Source organism: Rhizobium sp. 268 (assembly GCF_036571585.1).
Lineage (GTDB): Bacteria > Pseudomonadota > Alphaproteobacteria > Rhizobiales > Rhizobiaceae > Rhizobium > Rhizobium redzepovicii.
Window position 1 is genome coordinate 176632 of record NZ_JAPPSO010000010.1, and the last position, 24858, is coordinate 201489.

General features: G+C 62.3%; 22 protein-coding genes. 7 read left to right on the forward strand and 15 right to left on the reverse strand.

The annotated features are described in order from the left end of the window. Positions 1-3: 3 nt before the first annotated feature. From OS035_RS20755 to OS035_RS20770, 4 genes are read right to left on the reverse strand one after another with little or no spacing between them, the layout of a single operon-like run. Positions 4-2058 (reverse strand): acetate--CoA ligase family protein, encoded by a 2055-nt coding sequence (locus tag OS035_RS20755; protein WP_183780110.1) that lies wholly within the window; start codon positions 2056-2058, stop codon positions 4-6. 4 nt (positions 2059-2062) lie between these two features. Then, a complete protein-coding gene (locus OS035_RS20760; RefSeq protein WP_097626186.1) occupies positions 2063-3223 on the reverse strand; it encodes an acyl-CoA dehydrogenase family protein in 1161 nt (386 codons plus the stop codon). Between the two features lie 10 nt (positions 3224-3233). After that, positions 3234-4724 carry a carnitine 3-dehydrogenase gene (locus OS035_RS20765; RefSeq protein ID WP_097626187.1) on the reverse strand — a complete coding sequence of 497 codons (1491 nt, stop codon included), beginning with the start codon at positions 4722-4724 and terminating at the stop codon, positions 3234-3236. A gap of 7 nt (positions 4725-4731) precedes the next feature. After that, the gene (locus OS035_RS20770) at positions 4732-5634 is read right to left on the reverse strand and encodes a 3-keto-5-aminohexanoate cleavage protein (RefSeq protein WP_131711204.1); all 903 of its coding nucleotides are present in this window, start codon (positions 5632-5634) and stop codon (positions 4732-4734) included. A 106-nt stretch (positions 5635-5740) separates the two neighbouring features. On the opposite strand from OS035_RS20770, the gene OS035_RS20775 reads away from it, so the two are divergent. Next, entirely contained in the window at positions 5741-6733 is a 993-nt protein-coding gene (locus tag OS035_RS20775; protein WP_375166343.1) for a GlxA family transcriptional regulator, read from the forward strand. Here the strand turns inward: OS035_RS20775 and OS035_RS20780 are convergent. Then, entirely contained in the window at positions 6708-7583 is an 876-nt protein-coding gene (locus OS035_RS20780) for a LysR substrate-binding domain-containing protein (protein WP_310806206.1), read from the reverse strand. The two genes, OS035_RS20775 and OS035_RS20780, sit on opposite strands and share 26 nt — an antisense overlap. A gap of 112 nt (positions 7584-7695) precedes the next feature. Between OS035_RS20780 and OS035_RS20785 the strand changes: the two genes are divergently transcribed. After that, positions 7696-8601: a DMT family transporter gene (locus tag OS035_RS20785; RefSeq protein ID WP_183780117.1), complete on the forward strand. Its 906-nt coding sequence runs from the start codon at positions 7696-7698 to the stop codon at positions 8599-8601. Positions 8602-8766: 165 nt separating this feature from the next. Here the strand turns inward: OS035_RS20785 and OS035_RS20790 are convergent, their stop codons facing one another. After that, positions 8767-9201, reverse strand: coding sequence for a hypothetical protein (locus OS035_RS20790; RefSeq protein WP_097626191.1), 435 nt, complete (start codon positions 9199-9201; stop codon positions 8767-8769). A gap of 229 nt (positions 9202-9430) precedes the next feature. Continuing rightward, a complete protein-coding gene (locus OS035_RS20795; RefSeq protein WP_131711207.1) occupies positions 9431-9712 on the reverse strand; it encodes a hypothetical protein in 282 nt (93 codons plus the stop codon). Positions 9713-9872: 160 nt separating this feature from the next. Here OS035_RS20795 and fdhA point away from each other — a divergent pair, with 160 nt between their 5' ends. After that, entirely contained in the window at positions 9873-11063 is a 1191-nt protein-coding gene (fdhA, locus tag OS035_RS20800; RefSeq protein WP_331814027.1) for a formaldehyde dehydrogenase, glutathione-independent, read from the forward strand. Positions 11064-11146: 83 nt separating this feature from the next. Here the strand turns inward: fdhA and OS035_RS20805 are convergent, their stop codons facing one another. Then, positions 11147-11953: a transporter substrate-binding domain-containing protein gene (locus OS035_RS20805; RefSeq protein WP_183780120.1), complete on the reverse strand. Its 807-nt coding sequence runs from the start codon at positions 11951-11953 to the stop codon at positions 11147-11149. A gap of 103 nt (positions 11954-12056) precedes the next feature. On the opposite strand from OS035_RS20805, the gene OS035_RS20810 reads away from it, so the two are divergent. After that, positions 12057-14444, forward strand: a complete 2388-nt coding sequence (locus OS035_RS20810) for a putative bifunctional diguanylate cyclase/phosphodiesterase (protein WP_331814028.1) — start codon at positions 12057-12059, stop codon at positions 14442-14444. Between the two features lie 75 nt (positions 14445-14519). Further along, positions 14520-15104, forward strand: a complete 585-nt coding sequence (locus OS035_RS20815) for a cysteine hydrolase family protein (RefSeq protein ID WP_097626194.1) — start codon at positions 14520-14522, stop codon at positions 15102-15104. Positions 15105-15115: 11 nt separating this feature from the next. Here OS035_RS20815 and OS035_RS20820 read toward each other — a convergent pair whose 3' ends face one another. After that, positions 15116-16141: a GlxA family transcriptional regulator gene (locus OS035_RS20820; protein ID WP_097626195.1), complete on the reverse strand. Its 1026-nt coding sequence runs from the start codon at positions 16139-16141 to the stop codon at positions 15116-15118. Between the two features lie 159 nt (positions 16142-16300). Between OS035_RS20820 and OS035_RS20825 the strand changes: the two genes are divergently transcribed. Both OS035_RS20825 and OS035_RS20830 read left to right on the forward strand, forming a co-directional pair. Then, entirely contained in the window at positions 16301-17296 is a 996-nt protein-coding gene (locus OS035_RS20825; RefSeq protein ID WP_097626196.1) for a glycine betaine ABC transporter substrate-binding protein, read from the forward strand. A 70-nt stretch (positions 17297-17366) separates the two neighbouring features. Further along, on the forward strand, positions 17367-19403 hold the full coding sequence (locus OS035_RS20830) for an oxidoreductase (protein ID WP_183780123.1): 2037 nt from the start codon (positions 17367-17369) through the stop codon (positions 19401-19403). A gap of 102 nt (positions 19404-19505) precedes the next feature. On the opposite strand, the gene OS035_RS20835 is transcribed toward OS035_RS20830, so the two are convergent. The 6 genes from OS035_RS20835 to OS035_RS20860 are packed head-to-tail and all read right to left on the reverse strand — an operon-like array spanning position 19506 to position 24856. After that, positions 19506-19859 carry a cupin domain-containing protein gene (locus tag OS035_RS20835; RefSeq protein ID WP_183780124.1) on the reverse strand — a complete coding sequence of 118 codons (354 nt, stop codon included), beginning with the start codon at positions 19857-19859 and terminating at the stop codon, positions 19506-19508. After that, positions 19852-20520 (reverse strand): cysteine hydrolase family protein, encoded by a 669-nt coding sequence (locus OS035_RS20840; RefSeq protein ID WP_183780127.1) that lies wholly within the window; start codon positions 20518-20520, stop codon positions 19852-19854. Before OS035_RS20840 ends, OS035_RS20835 begins: the two co-directional genes overlap by 8 nt. Beyond that, a complete protein-coding gene (locus tag OS035_RS20845; RefSeq protein WP_183780129.1) occupies positions 20520-22070 on the reverse strand; it encodes an ABC transporter ATP-binding protein in 1551 nt (516 codons plus the stop codon). Before OS035_RS20845 ends, OS035_RS20840 begins: the two co-directional genes overlap by 1 nt. A gap of 1 nt (position 22071) precedes the next feature. Further along, the gene (atzD, locus tag OS035_RS20850) at positions 22072-23127 is read right to left on the reverse strand and encodes a cyanuric acid amidohydrolase (RefSeq protein ID WP_131711222.1); all 1056 of its coding nucleotides are present in this window, start codon (positions 23125-23127) and stop codon (positions 22072-22074) included. Continuing rightward, entirely contained in the window at positions 23127-23828 is a 702-nt protein-coding gene (gene biuH / locus OS035_RS20855) for a biuret amidohydrolase (protein WP_131711313.1), read from the reverse strand. Before biuH ends, atzD begins: the two co-directional genes overlap by 1 nt. 11 nt (positions 23829-23839) lie before the next feature. Then, entirely contained in the window at positions 23840-24856 is a 1017-nt protein-coding gene (locus OS035_RS20860) for a formamidase (protein WP_183780132.1), read from the reverse strand. Positions 24857-24858 lie beyond the last annotated feature (2 nt).

The window sequence follows — 24858 nt, forward strand, 5'->3', positions numbered from 1 at the left end:
ATGCTACCTCCTACGCCGTATGAGGGCATCGACTGCAGCAACACCGCGCCCTTCGGGAAGAACCATCAATGGATTAATGTCCAGTTCCTCCAGGCGTGCCACGTTCTTTACGACATAATCTGCCGCTGCTGCGATAGCGGCCACCGCGGCGTCGAGATCGCCTTTCGGCCGTCCGCGATAGCCATAGATCAATTTTGCCAGTTTGAGGCGCAAAATCGCCGCATGAATCTCGGTTTTCGTCGTCGGAAGCGGCAGGATGACGGAATCCTCGAGCAATTCGACAAAGATTCCGCCCGCTCCCAAGGTGAGCGACAAACCGAAGGCGGGATCGCGAATGGCGCCGACGATGAGCTCGGCGACCGGCGGATCAATCATCTTCTCGACCAGGTAACCGGCATTCGGCGGCATTGCCGCCGCGGCGGTCGAGACCGCCTGGCTATCCCGGAGGTTGAGCGCGACGGCGCCGGCTTCGGTCTTGTGTGCGATGCCGACACCCTTCAACACGACGGGGAAACCGAGCCGTTCGGCCTGCTCGACGGCCTCATGGGGAGAAAAAGCCTGCAGCCCCCGGGGAACGGGGAGGCCACAGGCAGCAAGCTCCGCCTTCGCATCAGCTTCGGTCAGCGTCTCGATCTCACCATCCATGGACGGCACGTCGAGCAGCGGCAGGGGAGGCGGGGCTTGCCAAGCTTGGCCAATGCCGGCTGCGACCTCAGCTGCAGCCATGGTTTCGTCGATGCCTGAGAAGGCGACGATGCCATTGGCCATCAGCCGATCGGCGACAGGTTCGGGCATATTCTCCGGAAGCGTCGCGAGAAGGCCGGCCAGCGCACCTGTCGCAGAGGCAGCAGTGATGACCGCATCTGCCGTCATTGCCCATTCGGACGCATCGCAGCGGTCGCGCCGCGGGAAGTCGAGGACGACCAGATTGAGGGCATAGCCGCCTTTGAACATGGCGCTGAAGGCTTCGGTCTGGCTGGCGAAATCACCCCACACGAAGGTGTGGTAGTCGAGCGGATTGGAGAGCGTCACCATCTCGCCCAGCACCCGCCGCAGACGCGGCAATTGTTGCGGGTGCAGCGCAGGGAATTCGATATTGCGGCCGACGGCGGCATCCGCGATCAGCGAAGCCTCGCCGCCCGAGCAGCTCATCGACGAGATCGACCGGCTTGGCAGAGGGCCGGCGACATGCAGCAGCTTCAGGGTTTCGAGCAGCGCCGGCAGGCTCTGGACACGGCCGATGCCGAGGCGGGCAAGCACGGCATCCGCCACGGCATCACTGCCGGCAAGCGAAGCGGTGTGCGACACTGCCGCCTGTTTTGCCTGCTCGGATCGGCCGACCTTCAGCACGACGACCGGCTTCTTGGACCGGCGGGCAATGGCAGCAAGGCGTTCGAGGCCGGAGAGATCGCCGAAACCTTCGACATGAAGGCCGACCGCCGTGACACGCGGATCCTCGATCAAGGCGCAGGCGACGTCGGCAAGCGTTGTCTGCGCCTGGTTGCCGGCCGTGACCATATAGGCGATCGGCAGTCCACGGGTCTGCATGGTCAGGTTGATGGCGATATTGGAAGACTGCGTAAGGATCGCCACGCCGCATTCGATGCGCTTCATGCCGTGCTGGTCGGGCCAGAGCAGCGCGCCGTCGAGACCGTTGATCAGTCCGTAGCAGTTGGGCCCAAGGATCGGCATGTTGCCGGCCGCCGAAAGCAGCGCCTGCTGCAGGTCGGCGCCATCGGCAAGTTCCGCCGTCGCCTCGCTGAAGCCTGATGCATAACAGACCGCGCCGCCGGCGCCGGCCGCAGAAAGGCTACGCACGATATCTACGGTGAGCGTCCTGTTGACGCCGACGAAGGCGGCGTCCGGAGCGGAAGGCAGATCGGCGACCGAGCGATAACACAGCCGCCCGAGCACCTCGTCGAGTTTGGGATGGACGGGCCAGATCTTGCCTGAAAAGCCCATGCGGTCGCACTGCTCGATCACCCTGCGCGCCTCGCGGCCGCCGAAGACGGCGATCGTTTGCGGTCTGAGCAGGCGGTCGAGCGGGCTGGATGTCATCGGCTCAAGCTCCCAAAGGCCGAAGCAGGTCGCGGCTGATGATATGACGCTGAATTTCGGAGGTGCCGTCCCAGATGCGCTCGACGCGGGCATCGCGCCAGAAGCGGGCGAGCGGCAGGTCGTCCATCAGGCCCATGCCGCCGAAGATCTGGATCGCCTCATCCGTCACGCGGGCGAGCATTTCGGAGGCATAGAGCTTGGCAGAAGCGATCTGCCGGTCTGCCGGAAGGCCGGCATCGAGCCGCCAGGCGGCTGAAAGCGTCAACCACTCGGCCGCGTCGATCTCGGTGATCATGTCGGCAAGCTTGAACGAGACGCCCTGATTGGCGCCGATCGGCTTGCCGAACTGCTTGCGCTCGGCGGCGTAGGGCAGGGCCATCTCGAAGACGCGCCGCGCCCGGCCGACGCAGGTGGCGGCCACCGTCAACCGCGTGCCGTAAAGCCATTGATTGGCGATATCGAAACCGCGATGCACCTCGCCCAGCACCTGGGCTTCCGGTATGCGGCAATCTTCGAAGCTGAGCGTCGAGTTATGGTAACCGCGATGCGAAACGGAATCGTAGCCCTTGCGGATCTCGAAGCCCGGCGTGCCACGATCGACGAGGAAGGCGGTGATCTTCTTCTTGATGCCCTTCGGCGTTTCCTCCTCACCCGTCGCGGCAAAGACGATGACGAAATCGGCGACATCGGCATGCGAGATGAAGTGCTTCGTGCCGTTCAGCACGAAGTCTCCGCCATCGCGGCGGGCGGCGCATTTCATGCCGCGCATGTCCGAACCGGCATCCGGTTCGGTGATGGCGAGCGCGTCGATCTTGTCGCCGCGCACCGCCGGCAGGAGGTAACGCTCGCGCTGCTCACCCTCGCAGGCCATCAGGATGCCGGAGGGCCGACCGAAGAAAACCGTCAGCCCGAGCGAACCGCGCCCGAGCTCCCGTTCGACCAGCGTGAAGGTGACATGGTCGAGCCCGGCACCGCCGATCTCCTCGGGGAAATTGCAGGCATAGAAGCCGAGATCGATGCATTTGCGCTGGATTTCGCGGCCAAGCTCCGGCGGGACGATGCCGGTCCGCTCGACCTCGTTCTCATGCGGATAGATCTCGGTTTCGACAAAGGCGCGAACCGTCTCGACGATCATTTCCTGTTCCTGGCTGAGACCGAAATCCATGCCCTGTCTCCTACCGTTTCTGGCCGACGTAGCGGCCGGCGCCTTCGGGCAGCGCCAACGCCGCTTGGGCGCTGGCGATCGCCTTGACCTTGTCGAGCACCGCGGCCGGCGCCGACGCGGCCTTGCCGACCTTGCTGTCGACATGCAGCAGCATGTGCTCGGCGGTTGCGAGGGGCTCGCCCGTCGCCGTGTCGGAGAGGGTATGGAAGAGATGCAGCCGCTTTTCGTCGACCGACAGGATCCGGCAGGTCGAGTGGATCGCCTGGCCGAGCTTCGCCTCGCCGAGATGGCGGATGTGGCTTTCCACCGTATAGTAGCTCTGCCCCGCCTCGACATAGGCGAGATCGACGCCGATCAAGCGCAGCAAAGCATCTGATGTATCGCCGAAAATCTGCAGGTAGCGGTGCTCGGTCATATGGCCGTTATAGTCGACCCAAGCCGGGCTGACCTTCGTCTCGACGAGCCTCAGCGGCTTCGACGGGTCGAACGACTTCGTCGCGCCGCCGCCCGCTGCCCAGAGCGATTGCTCGAAATCCTTCAGCAGCTTGCCGGCGCCCCAACCCTTGCCGCCGTCGCCGCCCTTCAGCGCCTGCAGGATGCCGACGAGGTTTTCGTCGCGGATGCGTTCGAGCGCACGGATCGACAGGCCGTCCGCCTGCTCGTCGGACTGTCTGCCGATCTTTTCGATCAGGGCGTCGTCGAGATCGACGACATCGGTGAGTTTGGTCCAGGGCCAGGCAAGGCAGGGGCCGAACTGGGCGAGGAAATGACGCATCCCGGCCTCGCCGCCGGCGATGCGGTAGGTCTGGAACAGGCCCATCTGCGCCCAGCGCAGGCCGAAGGAGTAGCGGATGACATCATCGAGCGTCTCGACGGTGCAGATATCATCATGGATGAGCCACAGGGCCTCGCGCCAGAGCGCTTCGAGCAGCCGGTCGCCGACGAAGGCTTCGATCTCCTTGGCAATGTGGACACCCTTCATGCCGATCAGCGGCAGTCTTTCCATCGCCGCCTGGATGGTCGCCGGCGAGGTCTTTGCCCCGCCGACGATTTCGACCAGCGGCAGCAGATAGACGGGATTATAAGGGTGGGCGACGAAGAGGCGTTCGGGATGCGTCATGTCGCGCTGCAGATCGGTCGGCAGCAGCCCCGACGTAGAGGAGCCGATCAGCGCTTCCGGGCGGGCCGCGGCGTCGATCTCGGTCAGCACGCGGCGCTTGAGGTCGAGCCTTTCCGGTACGCTTTCCTGGATCCAGTCGGCGTCAGTGACGGCTTTAGCGAGCGTCGGGCAGAAGCGCAGCCTGCCTCGCGGCGGCAGCGGTGCGCCTGTCAGCATGGCATAGGCTTTTTCGGCGTTGGCGATCACCTCGCCAACGATGCGGCTTGCTTCCGGATGAGGGTCGAACACATCGACGTCGATGCCGGCCAGCAGGAAACGGGCGATCCATCCGCCACCGATAACGCCGCCGCCGATACAGGCCGCCTTGCTGATCTTAGTCATGATATCCTCAGCGTTTCGTCAGCTTCAGCTTCTTGCGCACATCTTCCGGTCCGATGATGCGCGCTCCCATGCCCTCGACCACCTGCACGGCCTTTTCGACGAGCTGCGCATTGGTGGCGAGCTGGCCTTTGCCGACGAAGAGGTTATCCTCCAGGCCGACGCGCACATTGCCGCCGGCCAGCACCGCCGCGGCCGGATAGGCCATGGCGTTGCGGCCGATCGAAAAGGCCGAGAAGGTCCAGCTCTGAGGCAGGTTGTTGACCATCGCCATGAACGTGTTGAGGTCGTCGGGCGCACCCCATGGAATGCCCATGCAGAGCTGGATCAGCACCGGGTCTTCGATCAGGCCTTCCTCGGCAAGCTGCCTGGCGAACCAGAGATGGCCGGTGTCGAAGGCCTCAATCTCCGGTCGCACGCCGAGATCCGTCATCTTCCTCGCCATGGCCCGCAGCATGGCCGGCGTATTGGTCATGACATAATCGCCGAGGTTGAAGTTCATCGTGCCGCAGTCGAGCGTGCAGATCTCGGGCAGGCATTCGGCGACATGGCTGACGCGCTCGCTGGCGCCCGCCATGTCAGTGCCTCTCGGATTGAGGGGAAGGGGGCTTTCGACATTGCCGAACACCAGATCACCGCCCATGCCGGCGGTTAGATTGAGGACCACATCGATATCGGCCGAGCGGATGCGGTCGGTGACTTCCCTATAGAGATCGTTGCGGCGGCTGGCGGCCCCCGTTTCCGGATCGCGGACATGGCAGTGAACAACGGCCGCCCCAGCCTTGGCGGCGTCGATCGCGGAGTCCGCGATCTGCTTGGGAGTAATGGGAACATGGCTGGATTTGGAAACCGTATCGCCGGCGCCGGTGACGGCGCAGGTGATGAAGACATCGCGGTTCATCGCAAGAGGCATGATTTTTGTTCTCCCCGTGTTGTCAGGCATTACGCGGCAGGATCGGCGGAGATGCTTTGCATTCTCGGAAGCTATCGATACATTATCGGAACTAGAGGAGATGACCTTGCTGCAGCGATCAACGGAACCGCTCGATATCGACCTTCTCGTCCTACCGGAGACGAACCTGATCCTGATCGCGTCGGTCATCGAGCCGCTGCGCGGCGCCAACCGCATCGCCGGCAGCGAACTCTATCGCTGGCGGCTCTTGACGCCGGACGGAGCGCCGGTCCCGACCACCAGCGCGATCGCCATCCCGGCTGAGGGCACTTTCCAGGCGACGACCGAGGAGACGCCGCTTTTCGTGCTGGCCAGCTACAACTGGCGCCGCAGCGCGACGCCGGCGCTGAAGATGCAGCTGTCGCAGGCGGCCCGACACCGCACGATCATTGCCGGCATCGAGTCCGGCACATGGCTGCTGGCGGAAGCAAGTCTGCTCGACGGGCTGCCGGCGACCGTCCACTGGGAGGATTACGAGGATTTTGCGCTGGCCTATCCTGAGGTCAGGGCCGTCAAAGACCGTTTCGTCATCGACGGCAAGCGGTTGACGACATCGGGTTCGCTGCCGACCGTCGACCTGATGCTTGAGGTGATCCGGCAGCGGCAGGGTTATTCGCTGGCGCTCGAGGTCAGCCGGCTGTTCCGTTACGAGCAGCCCTCCTTTCATATCGATGAACCGCTGTCGGCGGCCTCGGCGGGACTGCGCATGCATGATCCCCGCGTGACGCAGGCGGTACGACTGATGGAGGAGCATATCGAGCAGCCGCTGATTTTGGCGCGGCTCGCCCGCAGGGTGGGCGTCAGCGCCCGGCATCTGCAGGATCTTTTCCAACAGAGTATCGGCGCGCCGCCGCATGTGCATTATCTGGCGCTGCGGCTGAATGCGGCGCGCCGCAAGGTGATCGAAACAACAGCCTCCTTCGCCGACATCGCGGCGGCGACCGGCTTCAATTCAGCCTCGGCCTTTGCAAGAAGCTACCGGGCGAGTTTTTCCGAGAGCCCGTCCGAAACCCGTCGCCGCCTGCGCCGCCGCATCACGCCATCGCCGGCGCCGCCATAGGCTGGAAGGCTTCGCGCACCATTTCGGCGAGTTCCCGGACGGCCTCGCTGGAACGGAACGTGCTGCGGCGAAGCACGACCTTCGAGGAATCGACCGGCGGAAAACCGTCTTCGGCGGTCAGTTCCCGGCAGCCGGGCGGGATGCTGCTGCGGGAAAGCGTGGTGACGGCAAGGCCTGCGGTCACCGCGTTCTTCAGCCCCGAGCCGGTATCGGCGATGAAGGCGATCCGGTAGCTGCGGCCGATCTGTTCCAGCGAGCGGAGCGCAAAATCGCGTGACCAGGTGGAATTGCGATAGGTCGCGACGGGCAGTGGATCGATGTCATGCAGCCGGTGGACCATCGATGTGACCCAGACTGTGGGATCAACGCAGAGGACCTCGCCCTTGTTCTGGTCGCTCCAGTCGAAAACGACGGCGAGATCGAGTTCGTCCCGTTCCAGGGCGGCGAGGTTGCGGACCGTGTAGTCGCAGGACACCGTGACCTCGACCGCCGGATGGCGCACGGCGAAAGCCGCAAGGGCTGCCGGCAGCACCGTCTGGCTATATTCCTCGGGAATTCCGATCCGCACCGGCCCGTCGAGCGGCTTGCTGCGGATCGTCGCGGCGGCCTCGTTGAGGAGGTCGATCACCCTGCGGGCATAAGGCACCAGTTGGATGCCCTGGCGGGTGAGCAGTACACCGCGGGCGCCACGCTCGAAGAGGATCTCGCCGATCGCCGCCTCGAGCCTCTTAATCTGGGTGCTGACGGCCGACTGCGTCCGCCCGATGCGTTGGGCAGCCGCAGAGAAATTCGACGTCTCGGCGACGACCAGGAAGGTCCTCAAGAGATCGCTCTCGATTGGTTCATGCATGACAGAGCCATAGAAAAAATCGATAAGAGCTATCTCTACTATTCGTTTGTCTTATGTCAATTACCGGCGCAGAAATGAGCGGCGTTCGACTTCCTTCTTTGAGACCATCTGCGTGACCATTGAAAATCCGACCACGCGCCTCGCAGGCAGCGAGCACGAGAAGGGTGTGCTTCTCATCGTTGCCGCGACGCTCGCCTGGAGTGCGAGCGGCGTTTACTCGCGGCTGCTCACGACCGACGTATGGACGGCGATCGCCTGGCGGTCGTTGTTCGGAGGCCTGTTCCTGCTGATCCCCTGCCTTTTCCTCGAAGGGGGCATCTCGCGGCGGCAATGGCGTTCCGTCTTCCATCCCTCCGGTCTTGCGATGATCGCATGCCAGACCTTCAGTCAGGGATGTTTCATCGGGGCGCTCTACATGACTACCGTCGCCAATGTGACGATGATCTATGCGACGACGCCCTTCATTGCGGCTCTGTTCGGCTGGCTCATCCTCGGAGAGAGGGTCGCCAGGCGGACGCTGATCGCCGGCGCCGTGTCCCTCTTCGGCGTCGGCGTCATCGTCGCCTCGTCGATCGGCGGCGGCACTGGTTGGGGCGACCTCTTAGCGCTCGGCATGACCGCGTCCTTCGCGCTCGTCATCATCATTCCGCGCATCAATCCCGGCGTGCCGAGCCTGCCGCCGACCGTCGTCAGCGCTTTCCTGACCCTCGTCATCTTCGCGCCGTTCGGTTCGGTCGGCTCGCTCGACCTGCACAACTGGATCGTCCTTGCCGCCTTCGGCGCCACCAATTTCTCGCTAGCGCTGGTGCTCTTCCTCGCCGGCGCAAAACGGATGCCGCCGGCAGAAGCCGCGCTGATCGGCACGATGGAAATCGTGCTGACGCCCTTCTGGGTCTGGCTGCTGTTTTCGGAACAGCCGCCGGTCGCCACCTATTTCGGCGGCGCAATCATCCTCGGCGCCGTGTTCTGGCACACGGCAATCGACTTCAACCGCAGCCAGCAGTCACGCGACCGCTAAGCATGTCGCGCAAAAGTGTACAGCGGTTTTCCCAGGCAAAGCGCGAAGCGCTTTTGCCGTAACGACATGCGTAAAAGCAAAGATCTAAAGCGCAAGGAGCGAATCTGAAAGATCGCGACGCGCTTTAGAGCCGGCTTTGCAGCGTCATGGGGTCTTTAGCCTCAATTAGCCGAAGAACGCACGAAGCTGAGCGAAAAATCCGCTTGGTTGAGGATCTGCCATCTTACGCACGCGGCGAGCGACTGTTGCCGCGCTGACGCGTTCACCAAAATGACAGAAGCAGACAAGCTCGTGCAGTTCCCCGTCGCTGAGTTCGAAGAACCGTTTGGCTTCTCCGTAACTATCATTTTCCATTCCTGCCGCCCGCAGAATGGGATCAGCGAATGCAACCGAGATCGGCGTGTCGTCATCCCGCATGGCTATGCGATCTGCGATCGGCTGATATTCCGTTTCGTGAAGCGTCTTAAGAAACGGTCTGGGGCTGCGTTCGAGACTTTCGGCCCACCGTTCAATCCGTTCGCGCCGCGTTAAGTCAAGGCGCTTGCAGGTCGTGCTGACCTTCGCAATCGTTTTCAACTGCTCCAGTGCATACTGTTCCATTTCGGCCTCCTATCTCCGAGAAAAATAGATGGTCCGCTCCCAAAAATAGCGTGGCTCAGGTCGCAGCCGATGTCCAATCACGATTGGCAACGGCATCTGCCGCTGGTCGGACAGAGGCGATCACAGCGCGACAACCGGCAGAGAAACCTTGCATTGCTCAGGCCATTTGATCGGAGATCTGCAATTCAAATCTTCTGAACCGATTCGGAAAACCGCCCTATTCCGGGGATCAACTCATAGCTTCCGGCGGCATGCTATCGGAGTTTTCCGACTGTCGTCTTTGAGTTGCGCCCATGTCGTTTTTTCGGGCGCTGTTTTCCGCCGGGCATGGTTTGCTTGTGATGTTCAAGGCGCTCGTCACTGGCGACAGAACCGTTGGAAGGCCGACCGAAGATTCCAAGATGAATCGAAAGGAGGTTCTGGAGTCCGAAACCAGCTCTTTGCGCAGCAAATCGGCGGATTGCGGCGGTGATGACGAGCGGAAACGACAGGCCAGACCTATCGTCTTCACTCTTCCCCTCCATCCAATCTGTCCCCGCCTATTTGCGAAATTCGTATATCGCCCGATGCGGCGTTGTGAATACCGGGCTGCAGAGGAGGCAGGCCGGAGGAAAAATTGCCATCGATTGCATCGGTTGCAGATCGAGGCATTCAACGAATGGGAGGAATCCATGAGCAAGAATAGAGGCGTCGTTTATCTCCGGCCGGGCAAGGTCGAAGTTCGCGACATCGACGACCCGAAGCTGGAAGCGCCCGACGGCCGCCGCATCGAGCACGGCGTCATCCTGAAGGTGATCTCCACCAATATCTGCGGCTCCGACCAGCACATGGTCCGCGGCCGCACGACGGCGATGCCGGGCATGGTCCTCGGTCATGAAATCACCGGCGAGATCATCGAGAAAGGCGTCGACGTCGAGATGCTCGACATCGGCGATATCGTCTCGGTGCCGTTCAATGTCGCCTGCGGCCGTTGCCGCTGCTGCAAGTCCCAGGATACCGGCGTCTGCCTGACGGTCAATCCGGCCCGCGCCGGCGGCGCTTATGGTTATGTCGACATGGGCGGCTGGATCGGTGGACAGGCGCGCTACGTCACCATTCCCTATGCCGATTTCAACCTGCTCAAAATCCCTGATCGGGACAAGGCGATGGCGAAGATCCGCGATCTCACCATGCTCTCCGATATTCTGCCAACCGGCTTCCATGGCGCTGTGCGCGCAGGCGTCGGGGTCGGATCGACCGTCTACGTCGCAGGCGCCGGCCCTGTCGGCCTTGCGGCTGCCGCTTCGGCGCGCATCCTCGGCGCCGCCGTCGTCATGGTCGGTGATTTCAATAAGGATCGCCTGGCGCATGCGGCAAGGGTCGGTTTCGAACCGATCGATCTCTCCAAGAGCGACCGCCTCGGCGACATGATCGCCCAGGTCGTCGGCAGCAATGAAGTGGACAGCGCCATCGACGCGGTCGGCTTCGAAGCGCGCGGCCATTCGGGCGGCGAACAGCCGGCGATCGTGCTCAATCAGATGATGGAGATCACCCGCGCCGCAGGTTCGATCGGTATTCCCGGCCTCTACGTCACGGAGGATCCTGGTGCCGTCGACAATGCCGCCAAGCACGGCAATCTGTCGCTCCGCTTCGGCCTCGGCTGGGCCAAGGCGCAGTCTTTCCACACCGGCCAGACGCCGGTGCTCAAGTACAATCGGCAGCTCATGCAGGCGATCCTGCACGACCGGCTGCCGATTGCCGATATCGTCAACGCCAAGGTCATTCCGCTCGACGAGGCCGCCGCCGGATATGAGAGCTTCGACCACGGAGCGGCGACGAAATTCGTCCTCGATCCGCACGGGGACGTCGCGAAAGCCGCTTAGCGGTTACGATTGAACACTCGACGCGATGGGATGGCCGGCCGCAAGCCGGCCATCCTGCATTCATCAGGAATTTGCCGGCGGAATTACTGGATGCTGAACGGGAAATATTTTGCGTTGATCATGTCGTAGGTCCCATCCGCCTTGATGCTCTTCAACGCTTCGTTCAAGCGTGTAAGACGCTCCTTGTCATCCAGGCGCAGCGCGATGCCGGCACCTTCGCCGAAGTATGTGACGTCGACCAGATCCGGTCCTTTGAACTCGCAGCAGGTTCCCGCCTTGGTGTTGGCGATCCAGTCGTAGATGGCGAGTTTGTCCTCCAGGATGATATCGACGCTGCCATCCGACAACCCCTTGTACAATTCAGGCGAAGACCGGAAGATCTTCTTTTTCATCTCCGGATAGAGATGGTTGGCGTAGGATTCCTGCGCCGTCGACGACGTCACTCCGAGAATCTTGCCGCTGAGGCCAGTGGGGCTGACATCGCTGATCGGCGAATCCTTCCGAGCGATGAACACGGAGGGGCTGTTGTAGTATTTTTCCGTGAAGGCAACCTTTTGACGCCGCTCGAGGCTCATCGACATGGACGAGATGATTGCGTCGTATTTATCGGCAACGAGGTTGGGGATTATGTCGTCCCATTTCTCGATGATGAACTGGCATTCGAACTTGCCGACCTCGCAAAGCGCATTGGCAATATCGATGTCGAAGCCCTGAAGCTTGTTGTTTGCATCGAGATAATTGAAGGGCGGAAATGCGCCTTCGACGGCAATTCGCATCGGCATACGATCTTGCGCGGCAGCCTGGATTGGCACGGCCGCGGCCAACAACATACCGAAGCCCCCCGCCATCAGCGCTGCGCGCAACATCGTCTGAAGGGATATGCGCAGCATCGTCGTGTGCTCCTTGGGGCTATTCGATCTCGCCCATAGTGCGCCCCAGCTTTTAATTCTACGTGAACGCTTCTTTGCTAGCGTCGACGCATGCGCCCATATCGTGGTGTTCAGGGGTCTAGGCTTGCACATCGTTGTTCCTTCCAGCTCCAATACGTTTCAGCAATCCTGGATCGCCTCGGGAAGGATTCTCTTTCTGATCGCCGTCAGCGGGCTGGGAGCGATTGGGCTCGTCGTGCTTTCGGCGCTCTGGGCAGGAACCGAGAGCGACGCCGCCGCCCTTGATCGCCAGCGCCAGCTCGTGAATGCGCGCCTGCGAGAGCAGGTCGATCAGGTCGCACATGTTATCGGCCAGTTCGGCAACGGCTACCTCACACGCGTTTATCCTGCCGCCCGGTCAAACGGAGGCTCCTCCAGCCTCGACGCCGTCCTGACGGCGGCGGCCGGCAGTGCGATCAGCCAGACCGCAATGTCCGCCTTCGGTTACGACCAGGCTTTCGTCGTCGACGAGAAGGCCCAACTACTCATGCTGTCGGACGCCCAGACGGAAAAGCGATACCGCTGGATGAAGCCCCTCTTTGCGCCTCTCCTTCAGGATGCCCGCCTGGGGGTGAGACAAGGGACGGCGTCGGAACGAACGCCGTCCTCGATGGAAAGCCGCGTTGCGAGTGCCGCCCGCCCCAACCGTGCGTTGGCCAATCTGATGCGGTTGGAAGGCCGCCCGACGATCGTCGGGGTCGTCGCCATCAACGACGCCGATCAGGGACGGCAGCAGCCGATACGGCAATTCCTGGTCGTCGTTCGGTTTATCGATGGCGCGGCGCTCGATGAATTAAGCCGGCAACAGGGGCTCAACGGGGCGCGCTTTGCGCGTACCGCCGATGCCGACGAGAACGAGGTTGCGTTTCAGATCGACGCGACGGCAAACGGCGAACCGATCGGCTTCATCGTCTGGCGGCCCGATCTTCCGGGATCGAGAGTGATCGGCCGTTTGATGCCGGCGCTTTCGATTGCAGCCTTGGTGATCGCGGTCCTGTTCTCGTTTCTGCTGGTGCGCCTGCGAAGCAGTCTCGGCGAGTTGAAGAAGAGCGAGCTGCATGCGCGGCAGCTTGCCTTGCATGATGTGCTGACCGATCTTCCCAACCGCGCATTGTTCGCGATGCGGTTCGACGAGTGCCTGGCCGAGACGCGCAATTCGTCCGAGCGCTCGGCCGTTGCGCTTCTCGACCTCGACCGCTTTAAAGCCGTGAACGACACGTTCGGCCATGCGGCCGGCGATGAACTCATCAGGATGGCTGCGGAGCGGATCCGCGCCATACTGCGTCCAGCCGACACGCTTGCCCGGCTCGGAGGCGACGAATTTGCCCTGCTTCTCCGGGACATCAAAGATCATGATCAGGTTTTGCCGGCAATCTGCGAAGCCATCGTTGCCGAACTTGGCAAGCCCTTTCCGCTTTTGCACGGCGAGGCAGTCGCCCGCGTCGGCGGCTCGATCGGCGTGACCGTCGTGCCGGATGCCGGCCGAAATGCCGACGACATCATGCGCTATGCCGACGTCGCGCTTTACGAGGCAAAGATGGGCGGCAGAGGTCAATGGCGCCTCTATTCGCCCTCCATGGACGGCGGCAGGAACGCGCGCGACATTCTCAAAAACGAATTGCGCGAAGTTCTCGCCAAAGGCACGGCTTCATCCGCCGGCTCACCTTCGGATCCTATTACAACCAGGCCGGACTTCGGATCGCTCGAGGTCTATTACCAAACGGTGCACCGCGCCGAGGGCGGATACGCAGCGTCGGGCGCGGAGGCGCTGGTGCGCTGGCGTCACAGCCAGCGTGGTCTGCTGACGCCCGCCAGCTTCATCCCTGTCGCCGAGGAGGGCGGCCTCATCGACGCTCTCGGTTTCTGGGTGCTGCGCGAAGCCTGCCAAGCCGCCTGCAAATGGCCCGACGATACGTTTGTTGCCGTCAACGTGTCTCCCGCCCAGTTGAGACGGCCGAATTTTGCCGAGGAAGTTTTCGCCGTGCTTGAAGAGAGCGGACTGCCGCCATCGCGGCTCGAGCTCGAGCTTACCGAGTCCTCGCTCATCGAGGACAACTCGGACGTCTATTCTGTGCTGAAGTCGCTGCGCAGCCGAGGTGTTCAGATTTCGCTCGACGATTTCGGAACCGGCTTTTCATGCCTCAGCCATCTGATGCGCTTCGACATCGACCGCATCAAGATCGATCGATCGTTCGTCTCGCTGCTCGGCACAAAAGCCAACGGCGCAGCGATCATCGGCGCCATCGTCGCGCTCAGCCGCAACCTCGGTATTTCGACGACGGCGGAAGGGGTTGAAACCGAATATCAACGCGACTTCCTGGCCGCCCTTGGCTGCACCGACCTCCAAGGCTATTTCTTCTCCAAACCGGTTCCTCTCCGCGAACTCGGTTGTTTCCGCGAAGCTGAGAGCGCCGCCGGATTACTGACAACCGCTTCAGGCGCCGTCGCCTGAAGGCTTCCGATCTTCCACAGGTCACGGGAACTTTCGCCGCGGGCGGCGGTTGACGCCTGGAGAACGGAGGATGGGATGGGCGAGATAGGCGAGTGGCGGCACCTTTGCGTCGACATGCAGCGGATGTTTGCCGAAGACACGCCTTGGCATGTTCCCTGGATGGCGCGGGTCTCGCCGCAGATCGAGGAACTCGCTGGGCGGCACCCGTCCCGAACGATCTTTACCCGCTTCCTGCCACCCGATCATGCCGACGAGATGCCGGGGAAATGGCGGGATTATTACCGGAAATGGTGGATGATGACCGGCGAGCATCTTCCGCGCGACCTCGTCGATTTGGCCTCATCGCTGACATCACTGGTTCCGCCGGCAAGGCACTTCGACAAACGCACCTATTCCCCCTGGATCGACGGCCGCCTCCATCCGATCCTTCAGTCGGAACGGGTCGATACGCTTGTGATAACAGGCGGTGAAACCGATGTCTGCGTGCTTGCCACAACACTCGGCGCCATCGATTTCGGCTATCGGGTGATCGTGCTGAAAGACGCCGTCTGCAGCGGCGCCGACGATACGCACGACGCCTCGCTGGAACTCCTGCACGACCGCTTTTCCGTGCAGCTCGAACTGATGGAGACCGAGGAATTTTTGCGAGGCGTTGGCTGAAGCAGTTCCCGTCAGCGCACGCCCAGTTCGCGATGCGACCGTCGGAGTTTTGCGGGCGTGACGTGATAGGTGCGCCTGAACCAGTTCACCAGATGGGCGCAATCGGTAAAGCCGCATTCATAGGCGATCTGGGCGATAGACCGATCGCTGTTAAGTACCATCCACTTCGCGGCTTTCAGGCGCATCTGGCGCCAATATTCGCCGGGAGCGACCTGCAGATGTTTTTGGAAAAGCCGGGAAAGCTCCCGTTCCGATGTACCGACGCTCGCCGCGATGTCGGCGAGCGAACAGAGCTCGTACATCTTCTGCCGCATCAGCCCGATCGCATTCACGACGCGGCGATCCCCGCACTTCATGCCGAGATCGGGCTCTTCGATCGCGCCTTGCCTGTCGAAACCGTGATCGCCGAGAAGGTAGTGAAACGCCTTGTGCGCACGGGATTCCCCGCAGGCATTCGAGACCAGATACATTGCAAGCTTTATCGACGCCAACCCGCCGGGACAGGTTATGACGTCTCCGTCGACCACGACCGGCCGGTCGGTGATCGGAGTGATATCCGGAAAAGTCTGGCGCAGCAGCCCCGCCAGCGTGAAATGGACGGCGCATTTCTTTCCGGCAAGCAGGCCCGCCTCGGCCAGCACGAAACTTCCTGAACAATTGCCGGCCACCGGCACGCCGTTGCAAACGGCGGCAGTAACGAAGTCATAGAGTTCCGGCGGGATCCTGTGGTCGGCATGGAGTATGCCTCCATGCACGACGATGAAGTCGTAATCACTGGGATTCCCGTATGTCCTGCCGGGTGTCAATTCCAGGCCGCAGCTCGACCGTATCGGATCGAGACTGTGCGACAGCAGATCCCAGTCACAATAGATGCGCCGGCTGAAATCACCTTCGTCGCCTGCAAGCCGGAGAAAATCCGTGAAGCAGGCAAGCGGCATCAGCGTGAAGTTCGGTGTCGCGACGATCCCCACCCTGAGCGGAGAGGTGATCTCGGGTGGCGGCTTGCTCGGCCCCAGCTGGGAGTAGTCGCGCTGCAAACGATGGTCCTCCGGGCCATGGAAATTGTCCTAAACGTACAATACCGCGGCAACCAAGACAAATACCATCGATTTGCGTTGGGAGGCGCGGTCCGAGGCTCGGAAAACCGGCATTCCCTCCCGCCAAGCAGACATGCCAAAGCGCAAAAGGGGAACATAATGAAGAATCTTCTCGCAATTTCGACGGTCGCTTTGATCGCCGGCATCGCATCCAACGCCAGCGCCGCTTGCGGTACCGTCACCGTCGCCAACATGAACTGGCAAAGCGGCGAACTTCTCGCCCATGTCGACAAATTCATCCTCGAGCACGGTTTCGGCTGTCAGGTGGAGTTCGTGCCCGGCGACACCGTGCCGACGATCACCTCGATGGTGGAAAAAGGGCAGCCCGACATTGCCGGCGAGGCCTGGGTCGATCTCGTTCCGGAAATCGTCAGACGCGGCGTCGACGAGCACAGAATTGTAAATATCGGACCAGCCTTGACCGATGGCGGCATTCAGGGTTGGTATATACCGAAATTCATCGTCGACGCTCATCCCGAGATCAAGACCGTCGATGATGCCTTCGCGCATCCGGAGCTTTTCCCCGCGCCCGAGAATACCGCGAAAGGAGCGGTCTTCAACGGTCCGACCGGATCGGGCGGCTCGGTCGTCACTGCCCAGCTTTTCAAGGCGTATGGCGGCGAGGCCAAGGGCTTCGACCTCGTCGACCCCGGAACCCAGGCCGGTCTCGACGGCGCCATGGCGCGGGCCTATGAGCACAAAGAGGGATGGATGGGCTATTACTGGTCGCCGACCGCCCTTCTTGGGAAATATTCCATGGTGCGTCTCGAAGCCGGCGTCACCAACGATGCGGCGGAGTGGAAGCGCTGCAACACCGTTGCCGATTGTCCCGATCCGAAAAAGAACGAGTGGCCGAAGGACCATGTGGTGACGCTGGTGTCGCAGAAACTGGCGGAAAGCGGAAATGCCGGCGTGATAGACTATCTGCGCAAGCGCTCATGGGACAATCAGACCGTCAGTTCGGTCATGTCGTGGATGACCGATACCCAGGCCGGCGGTGACGACGGCGCGGTGCACTTTTTCAAGGAGCATCCGGAGGTCTGGAAGTCGTGGCTGAGCGCCGATGTGGCGGAGAAAATCACCGCCGCTTTCTGAACGATAAGCGCGCGGGCCGCCGGGGCCCGCGCGTCCGCACTGCAAACCGTGAAACCCGCTAGGATTCAACATGACGAGTTCCTTTCCGAAGACCTTCTCGGACATCACGCTTGCAGGCCATAGGCTGCGCAACAGGATCGTGTTCGGCGCCCATACGGCAAATATGTCGGTGAATGGACTGCCGGGCGATCAGACCACCGCCTATTATGTCGAACGGGCGATCGGCGGGGCAGCGATGATCGTCGTCGAGCCGATGCCGGTCCATCCGGCGACCGTGCTGACGCGCGGCAATTTCCGCACATCGGACGATTCCGTCATCCCGGCGTTCAAGAGGCTGACCGACAGCGTCAAGCAGCATGGGGCCGTCATCGTCCAGCAGCTCTATCATGTCGGAAGCCACGGAGACTCCGATCTTTCCTTTCATCCGCATTGGTCGCCTTCGGGAGGACCGAGCTATCACGACAGCGACGGCTCGCATGCGATGACGGAGGACGAGATCGAGGAGACCATCGAGGCCTTCGTCAAGGCGGCGCTGCGCTGTCGGGCGGCAGGTTTTGACGGCGTCGAGGTCTGGGCCGCCTATGGCGGGCTTCTCGATCAGTTCTGGACACCCTTCTATAACCGCCGCGAGGATCGCTGGGGCGGGAGCCTCGAAAATAGAACGAGATTCTCCAGGGAAATTCTCAGCCGCATCCGGCAGGCCTGCGGCCCGGGTTTCATCATCGGGCTGACCGTCAGCGACGAGCCGGGCTGTCCCACGGCTCTCAATCGTGATCAGTTGACCGAGATCGTTGCCGGCCTCGATGAAAAGAGGCTGATCGATTACGTGACCTGCGGCTCGGGCGGATATTTCGACTATGGCAGCCTGATGCCGACCTTTCTCTATCCCGAGCGACTGGGTGTCGAGCTGTCGGCCCGCCTCAAGCAGGTCGTGAACCATGCGCTGGTGACGGCGGAAAGCCATATTCGAACGCCCGAAAATGCGGAAATCACGCTCGGGGAGGGGGCCGCGGATCTGGTTTCGATCGTCCGCGGCCAGATCGCCGACCCGCATCTTGCCAACAAGGCGCGCCTGGGCACGCCTGAAGATATTCGCGGCTGTCTGTCCTGCAACCAGATGTGCTGGGGCCGCCGCTCGCGCGACTATTGGATCAGCTGTCTGATCAACCCTTCCGTCGGGCGCGAGGCCGAATGGGGCGGTGACCGGTTCGAACCTGTCGACAATCCCCAGTTCGTGCTGGTCGTCGGGGGAGGGCCAGCCGGATTGGAAGCGGCGCGCGTGGCCGCCGAACGAGGCCATCGGGTTATTCTTGCGGAAGCCTCGGACCGGCTGGGCGGCGCTTTCCGCCTTGCCGGCGAGCAACCCCGGCGGGCGCAGATCCTCGACCTCATCCGCTGGTACGAAACCTGCTTCGAAAAACTCGGCGTCGAGGTTCGCTTCAACAGCTATATCGAGGGAAGCGACGTCGCCGAGATCGGCGCCGACGTGGTGATCTTAGCGACCGGATCGCTGCCGCAGGAGACAGGCTTTCAGAAGGCTATGCCCAACCACCCGTCGCTCGCCGGCATTGAACGAGGAAACGTCTTCTCCGCCGAAAGCGTCATGGCCCGCCAGGCACGGCTCGGCAAACGTGTTGTCGTGGTGGACGAAACCGGCGGCTGGAAGGGCTGCGGCACGGCCTGGAAGCTCGCCGAGCAGGGGCACGAGGTCGTGCTCGTCACACCCGACGCACTCATCGGAAAGGAACTGCAGCGCACCTCCGCCGACGTTCCCCTGCGCCGGACACTCAGCATGCTCGGCGTTCAATTCCGATCGGAGACCAGCATAGAGAGCTGGCAAGGCAATGCCGCAATCCTCGTCTCCCACCTGACCGGAAAACGAGAGACGATCGGAGCCGACAGCCTCGTCTTCTCCACCACCAATGTTGCCGCGAACTGGCTCGCCTTGGAGCTGGCCGAACTCGCTATCCCCTTCGTCGAGATCGGCGATGGTGTGGCACCAAGGCAGGCTCCCTATGCCTTCTATGAGGGACGGCGCGCCGGAATGGCGATCGGAGCCGTAGAGGACACGCGAAACGGCGCAACGGCGAAGATTTGCGCGGCATAGTCGGATTGAAGATCGCCATGCTGATCGCCAGCCCGTCTGCAGAGCAAGTCGCGACAGCGCCGAGTTAAAACCGCGAGGCACTCTCGAAAGTGAGGAACGGCATCATGCGAATTCCTCTTCGAATATCTTCACCGGCCGGTCCCAATGGATGAGCACGACACAGCCGGTATCGCTCCAGACCGAATGCTCGCTGCCGGGTGCATTGACGATATAACTGCCGCTGATGTAATCGCCCGTCTCGTCGGATTGAACGCCGTCGAGCACCAGGATGGTCTCGAGCCCTTCGTGACGATGGCGGGGAACGGAGGCGCCGGGCTCATATTTCAGCAGCGCCACGCCCGGCTGATCACCCTCGAAGGGGCGGATCCAGTGAATGGTGACGGCATCGCGGAAGGGGCCGAATTCCAGCGCCTTCCAGCCGCCTGACGTCAGGCTTTCGCGGGTCGTTTCAGGCATGGGCGATGCTTTCCAGAATGTCGTCGACATGCGCGGTCCAGCCGACGATTGCGCCTTGGGCGCGGATCATGGCGATGGCTGCGGCTTTGAATTCGGGGAAGTAGCTCTCCGTCGCCTCCTCGGCGAGAAGGCATTCATAGCCGCGGTCGTTTGCTTCGCGCATCGTCGTCTGCACGCAGACTTCGGTGGTGACACCGGCAAAGACGAGCTGACGAATGCCCTTCTCTTGCAACACGGTGCCGAGTTCGGTGGCGTAGAAGGCGCCCTTGCCGGGTTTTTCGATGACGACTTCGCCCTTCACAGGAGAGAGCTCCGGCAGGATTGCGGTGCCGGGTTCGCCGTAGATCAGGACGCGGCCCATCGGGCCTTCGTCGCCGATCCTGAGCGAAGGATTGCCGCGGTTGCGTTTGGCCGGCGGCAGGTCGGAAAGATCCGGCCGGTGGCACTCCATCGTATGGATCACGGGCAGGCCGGCATTGCGGAAGCCCTGGATGAGGCGTTTGACATCGGGCACGATCCTGGTGATGCGGCTGACATCATTGCCGAGGCTTGCACCGAAGCCGCCGGGCTCGGCGAAATCGCGCTGCATGTCGATGACGATGAGGGCGAGCTCATCGTGCTTCACCGGAAAGGCGAAAGGTTCGGCTTTGATCTGTGCCATCAATGATGTCCCGCCATGTGGGCGCCGATCACGCCGATATCGGCCGAGCGCGCCGACGTTTCGTAAACCAGCTTGCCTTCCGAAATGACCATGATGCGGTCGGACATCTCGAGCAGTTCGTCGAGGTCCTCGGAAAGCAGCAGCACGGCGGCGCCCAGATTGCGTGCCTTCATGATGCGGGCGCGGATTTCGGCAACGGCCGAGAAATCGAGACCGAAACAGGGGTTCGAGACGATCAGCAGTTCGACATCGCCGGTCAGTTCGCGGGCGAGCACGGCACGCTGCACGTTGCCGCCCGAAAGCGCTGCGATCGGCGAGGCGGAAGAGGCCGTCTTGACCTTGAAGTCGGAGATCAGCGCCGAGGCACGCTTCTTCATGCTGCCCTTGTTCAGCCAGATCGCGTCCTTGCCGTTCTGCTTCAAGTCGAAGGTGCGGAACGCAAGGTTCTCGCTCACGGTCATCTTCGGCGCACAGGCATTCTGCAACGGCTCTTCGGGGATGAAACGCACCCTGTTCTTGCGGGTCTCGTCGCGGGTGGCGCCGTAAGCCTCGCCATTGACCATGACCTGGCCGCTATCGGTCGGGCGCTGGCCGGCCAGAATTTCCGTCAGCTCCTTCTGGCCGTTGCCCGATATGCCGGCAATGCCGACGATCTCGCCGGAGCGAACCGTAAGCGCGTCGATCTCGATCGTCTTCAGGCCGGAGCGATCCGGGGCCTTCACCTGGCTGACGGTCAGCACGGGTCTTGCCGCTTCCGCCACCGGCAGACGGCTGTCGAGCTCGGCGAGCTTGACGTCGCCGATCATCATCGCCGCCATCTCGGCGGTGGAGAGCTCGCCGACCTTGCCGGTGCCGACCAGCTTGCCGCGCCGCAGGATCGAGACGGCATCAGCGAACTTCGTCACCTCGTGGAACTTGTGGGAAATCATCAGCACGGTGAGCTCGCCGCGCTCGGTCATCCCGCGCACGATGCCAAGCATCTCGTCGGCTTCGGCGGGCGTCAGCACCGAAGTCGGCTCGTCGAGGACGAGGAAGGAGCGGCCGAGATAGAGCTGCTTGACGATTTCGAGCTTCTGCTTTTCGCCGGCGGCAAGCTCGCTCACCGGCCTGTCGAGCGGGATCTTGAACGGCATGCGCTCCATGAAATCCGCCAGATCCTTGCGTTCCCTGGCCCAGTTGATCACCGCGGGCACTTCGGTGCGGCTGATGACAAGGTTTTCCGCGCCGGTCAGAGAGGGAACCAGTGTGAAATGCTGGTAGACCATGCCGAGCCCATAGGCCGCTGCATCCTTGGGTGAGGCAACCGCCACCTCGCGACCGTCGACCGACAGCGAGCCTGAGGTTGCGTGATAGAAGCCCATGATGCATTTGACGAGTGTCGACTTGCCGGCGCCGTTTTCGCCGAGAAGCGCGTGAAAAGAGCCGGCCGGAACGGCGATCGAGACGTTGTCGAGCGCGGTGAAGCTGCCGAAACGCATGGTCATATCGAGCGTCTCGATGCCGACGGCCTTGCCGGCTTGCGGAAGGGGCGTGTCGCGGACTGTGCTCACTTCATTGCTCCTTTTCGACGATGATGGCGACGGGACCGCCGCCGGGCGGACCCTGGTGTTCGGCGCCGCCGGACACATAGAGATCGGTAATGCCGAAGATGCCGGCGAGAACGCCGCCGACGAAGGCACGGGCATGGCGGGTGCCTGCAATATCCGAGTCATCGAGCATCGTGTGGCGCCTGCCGCCAATCCTGCCGGACGGGTCCGGCTCGGCCTTGGCGAGAACCGCCGCCAGCCGGCTGTTTTCCGGCAGGCGTTCGCGGGCTTTCCTGACGGAATGCGCGTCGATCGCATCCCGCATGACCGCGTGGTCGATCGACAGCGGACCGGACCATTTTGCGCTCATGCCGAGGACGATGATTTCGTGATCGGTGAGTTCGACCCCGGACGAGGTTGAGGCGCAGCGGGAAAAGAGATCGAAACGTGTGCAGATGTCGGCATCGCCGATCGATGTCGCATCTATCTCGCCGAGGACCACGGCGACGCCGAGAGCCGAAGCGCCGCGCGAGAGGCCCATGGATTTCAGCGTGTCGTGGGTTGCGACCGTCCTGCCTGCTGCCTCGGCCTCGGCAATCCGGCGCGAGGTGAGCAACGGGCACTTGATCTGCACGAAATGGACATCGGCGGGATCACCGATGCCGGCATCCCTCATCGCGGACTTCACGCCTTCGGCAACGAGCAGGATCTGTTCCCGGCGCCCGAGATGTTCGGTGGGCAGCGCGGGGGTACGCGACACACCAATGGCCAGCGCCCGTTCGCCCGGGGTTTCTACGGTTTCACGCGCAAAAACCGTCCAATGCGGCGAGAGCCCACCCTCGGTGCCGCCGGACATGATGATCGAGACGCCGTCGACGCCATATCTGCTGAACAATGTCTCGAAGCTGCGGGTGGCATAACCGCGGGTAAAATCATTGACGCAGCCGTTGCCTTCCGTCTTGCCGAGAACGGCGACAACGTTGTTCGCCTGAAGGCCGCTAGCAAAGAGCGCCTCGACGCCGGCAACGTCATCGGGGCCGTCGGCCGGCACGCGAAAGACATGGGCACGCAATGACGGCATCAGGGCAGCGCCTCGACTAGAGCCGCGGAACTGGAGACCGAGCCGAAGACGCCGCCCTGCATCTTCACCATCTTAATGGCAGCGAGGTGGTTTCCATAGTCGGTCGCACCGCAGCAGTCCTCCAGCAGCAGGCATTCGTAGCCGCGGTCGTTCGCCTCGCGCATCGTCGTCGAGACGCAGACATCGGTGGTGATCCCGGTGAGGATAATGTTCTCGATGCGCTTCTGGTTGAGGATGAGTTCGAGGTCGGTGGCGCAGAACGAACCCTTGCCGGGCTTGTCGATGATCGTCTCGCCTTCGATCGGGTAGAGTTCGGGGATGATGTCCCAGCCGGGTTCGCCACGGGTCAGGATGCGGCCGCAGGGGCCGGGATCGCCGATGCCGGCGCCGATGCGCTGCGAGCGCCAGCGTTTGTTGGCCGGCAGATCGGCGAGGTCCGGGCGGTGGCCCTCCCTTGTGTGGATGATGTGGTAGCCCTTGGCCCGCATGGCGGCCAGCACACGTTTGATGGGTTCGATCGGCGCCTGCACCAGCGACAGGTCGTAGCCCATGTGGTCGACATAGCCACCCTTGCCGCAGAAATCCGTCTGCATGTCGATGATGATGAGGGCGGTGTTATCAGGCCTCAGCGCGCCGTTATAGGGCCACGGATACGGATCGGCGTCGATAAAATGCCCTTTGGTTTCGACCATCGCGTCCATCATTCTCTCTCCTATTCCGCGGCAGGTTTGAGGGGGTCGCCGTAACGGCGCATCGGCTTGTCAAATCCGCAGGACGTGCCGTCCTTGACCTTTATCTCGTCTTCCCACGGCAGGCGGTATTTGCCGGCGGCAAGGTCGTGCATGTAGGTGTAGGGCGCATCCTGCGCGCCGCCGGCGACGGCGACGTAGCCGCGATGGCCGAACTGATAGATATTGTTCTCCACGCCCCAGCCGAGCCGGGCCTCGCGCACCAGGTCGGGACGCACCTCCGCGGTGATGATCTCGTTGGGCCGGCCGGAGGTGCCGTGGGCGATGATCGTACCGTCGAAATTGCAGATCATGCCTTCACCCATGGAATCGAACGTGCCGTCCGAGCCGCACATGCAGACATTCGCGGTGATCATCAGATTGCAGAAGGCGTTGGCCTGGTTGGTGAAGCGCCAGGCATCGCGGATCGGTGCCGTATAGCCGGCGGTGCGTATCATGATTTCGGCGCCCTTATAGGCACATTCGCGCGCCATCTCCGGGAACATGCCGTCATGGCAGATGATCAGCGCGAGCTTGGCGCCTCGGGGGCCTTCGATGACAGGGATGCCAAGATCGCCGGGCTCCCACGGCTCGACGGGGATCCAGGGATGCATCTTGCGATAATAGAGCTTCAACTCGCCCTGATCGTCGACGACGATACCGGAATTGTAGGGCATGCCGCCGGGGTTGAGCTCCATGATCGAGAAGCAGCCCCAGATCCGGTTGTCTCTGCAAGCCTGCTTGAAGGCCGCGACCTCCGGCCCGTCGAGCGTGCACATGATCTCCGGATTGATGTCCATGGAAAGGCCGTGCAGCGCGTATTCGGGAAAGACGACGAGGTCCATGCCCGGCTGGTTGCGCCGCGCTTTGGCCACCAGATCGACGATCACCTGCGTCTGTTTTGCCAGATCCGCTTTGGTGACGGTCACCGGCAGCTGGAGCTGCACCAGGCCGATACCGATGCCGTGTTCGGATTTGTTGAGACCGCCAAGTCCGTTCATCG

What these genes read in the sequence shown, in the direction of transcription:
- OS035_RS20755 (WP_183780110.1), bottom strand. Translation starts at nt 2,058, where the DNA reads ATGACATCCAGCCCGCTCGACCGCCTGCTCAGACCGCAAACGATCGCC.
- OS035_RS20760 (WP_097626186.1), bottom strand. Translation starts at nt 3,223, where the DNA reads ATGGATTTCGGTCTCAGCCAGGAACAGGAAATGATCGTCGAGACGGTT.
- OS035_RS20765 (WP_097626187.1), bottom strand. Translation starts at nt 4,724, where the DNA reads ATGACTAAGATCAGCAAGGCGGCCTGTATCGGCGGCGGCGTTATCGGT.
- OS035_RS20770 (WP_131711204.1), bottom strand. Translation starts at nt 5,634, where the DNA reads ATGCCTCTTGCGATGAACCGCGATGTCTTCATCACCTGCGCCGTCACC.
- OS035_RS20780 (WP_310806206.1), bottom strand. Translation starts at nt 7,583, where the DNA reads ATGCATGAACCAATCGAGAGCGATCTCTTGAGGACCTTCCTGGTCGTC.
- OS035_RS20790 (WP_097626191.1), bottom strand. Translation starts at nt 9,201, where the DNA reads ATGGAACAGTATGCACTGGAGCAGTTGAAAACGATTGCGAAGGTCAGC.
- fdhA (WP_331814027.1), top strand. Translation starts at nt 9,873, where the DNA reads ATGAGCAAGAATAGAGGCGTCGTTTATCTCCGGCCGGGCAAGGTCGAA.
- OS035_RS20805 (WP_183780120.1), bottom strand. Translation starts at nt 11,953, where the DNA reads ATGCTGCGCATATCCCTTCAGACGATGTTGCGCGCAGCGCTGATGGCG.
- OS035_RS20815 (WP_097626194.1), top strand. Translation starts at nt 14,520, where the DNA reads ATGGGCGAGATAGGCGAGTGGCGGCACCTTTGCGTCGACATGCAGCGG.
- OS035_RS20825 (WP_097626196.1), top strand. Translation starts at nt 16,301, where the DNA reads ATGAAGAATCTTCTCGCAATTTCGACGGTCGCTTTGATCGCCGGCATC.
- OS035_RS20830 (WP_183780123.1), top strand. Translation starts at nt 17,367, where the DNA reads ATGACGAGTTCCTTTCCGAAGACCTTCTCGGACATCACGCTTGCAGGC.
- OS035_RS20835 (WP_183780124.1), bottom strand. Translation starts at nt 19,859, where the DNA reads ATGCCTGAAACGACCCGCGAAAGCCTGACGTCAGGCGGCTGGAAGGCG.
- OS035_RS20840 (WP_183780127.1), bottom strand. Translation starts at nt 20,520, where the DNA reads ATGGCACAGATCAAAGCCGAACCTTTCGCCTTTCCGGTGAAGCACGAT.
- atzD (WP_131711222.1), bottom strand. Translation starts at nt 23,127, where the DNA reads ATGCCGTCATTGCGTGCCCATGTCTTTCGCGTGCCGGCCGACGGCCCC.
- biuH (WP_131711313.1), bottom strand. Translation starts at nt 23,828, where the DNA reads ATGGACGCGATGGTCGAAACCAAAGGGCATTTTATCGACGCCGATCCG.
- OS035_RS20860 (WP_183780132.1), bottom strand. Translation starts at nt 24,856, where the DNA reads ATGAACGGACTTGGCGGTCTCAACAAATCCGAACACGGCATCGGTATC.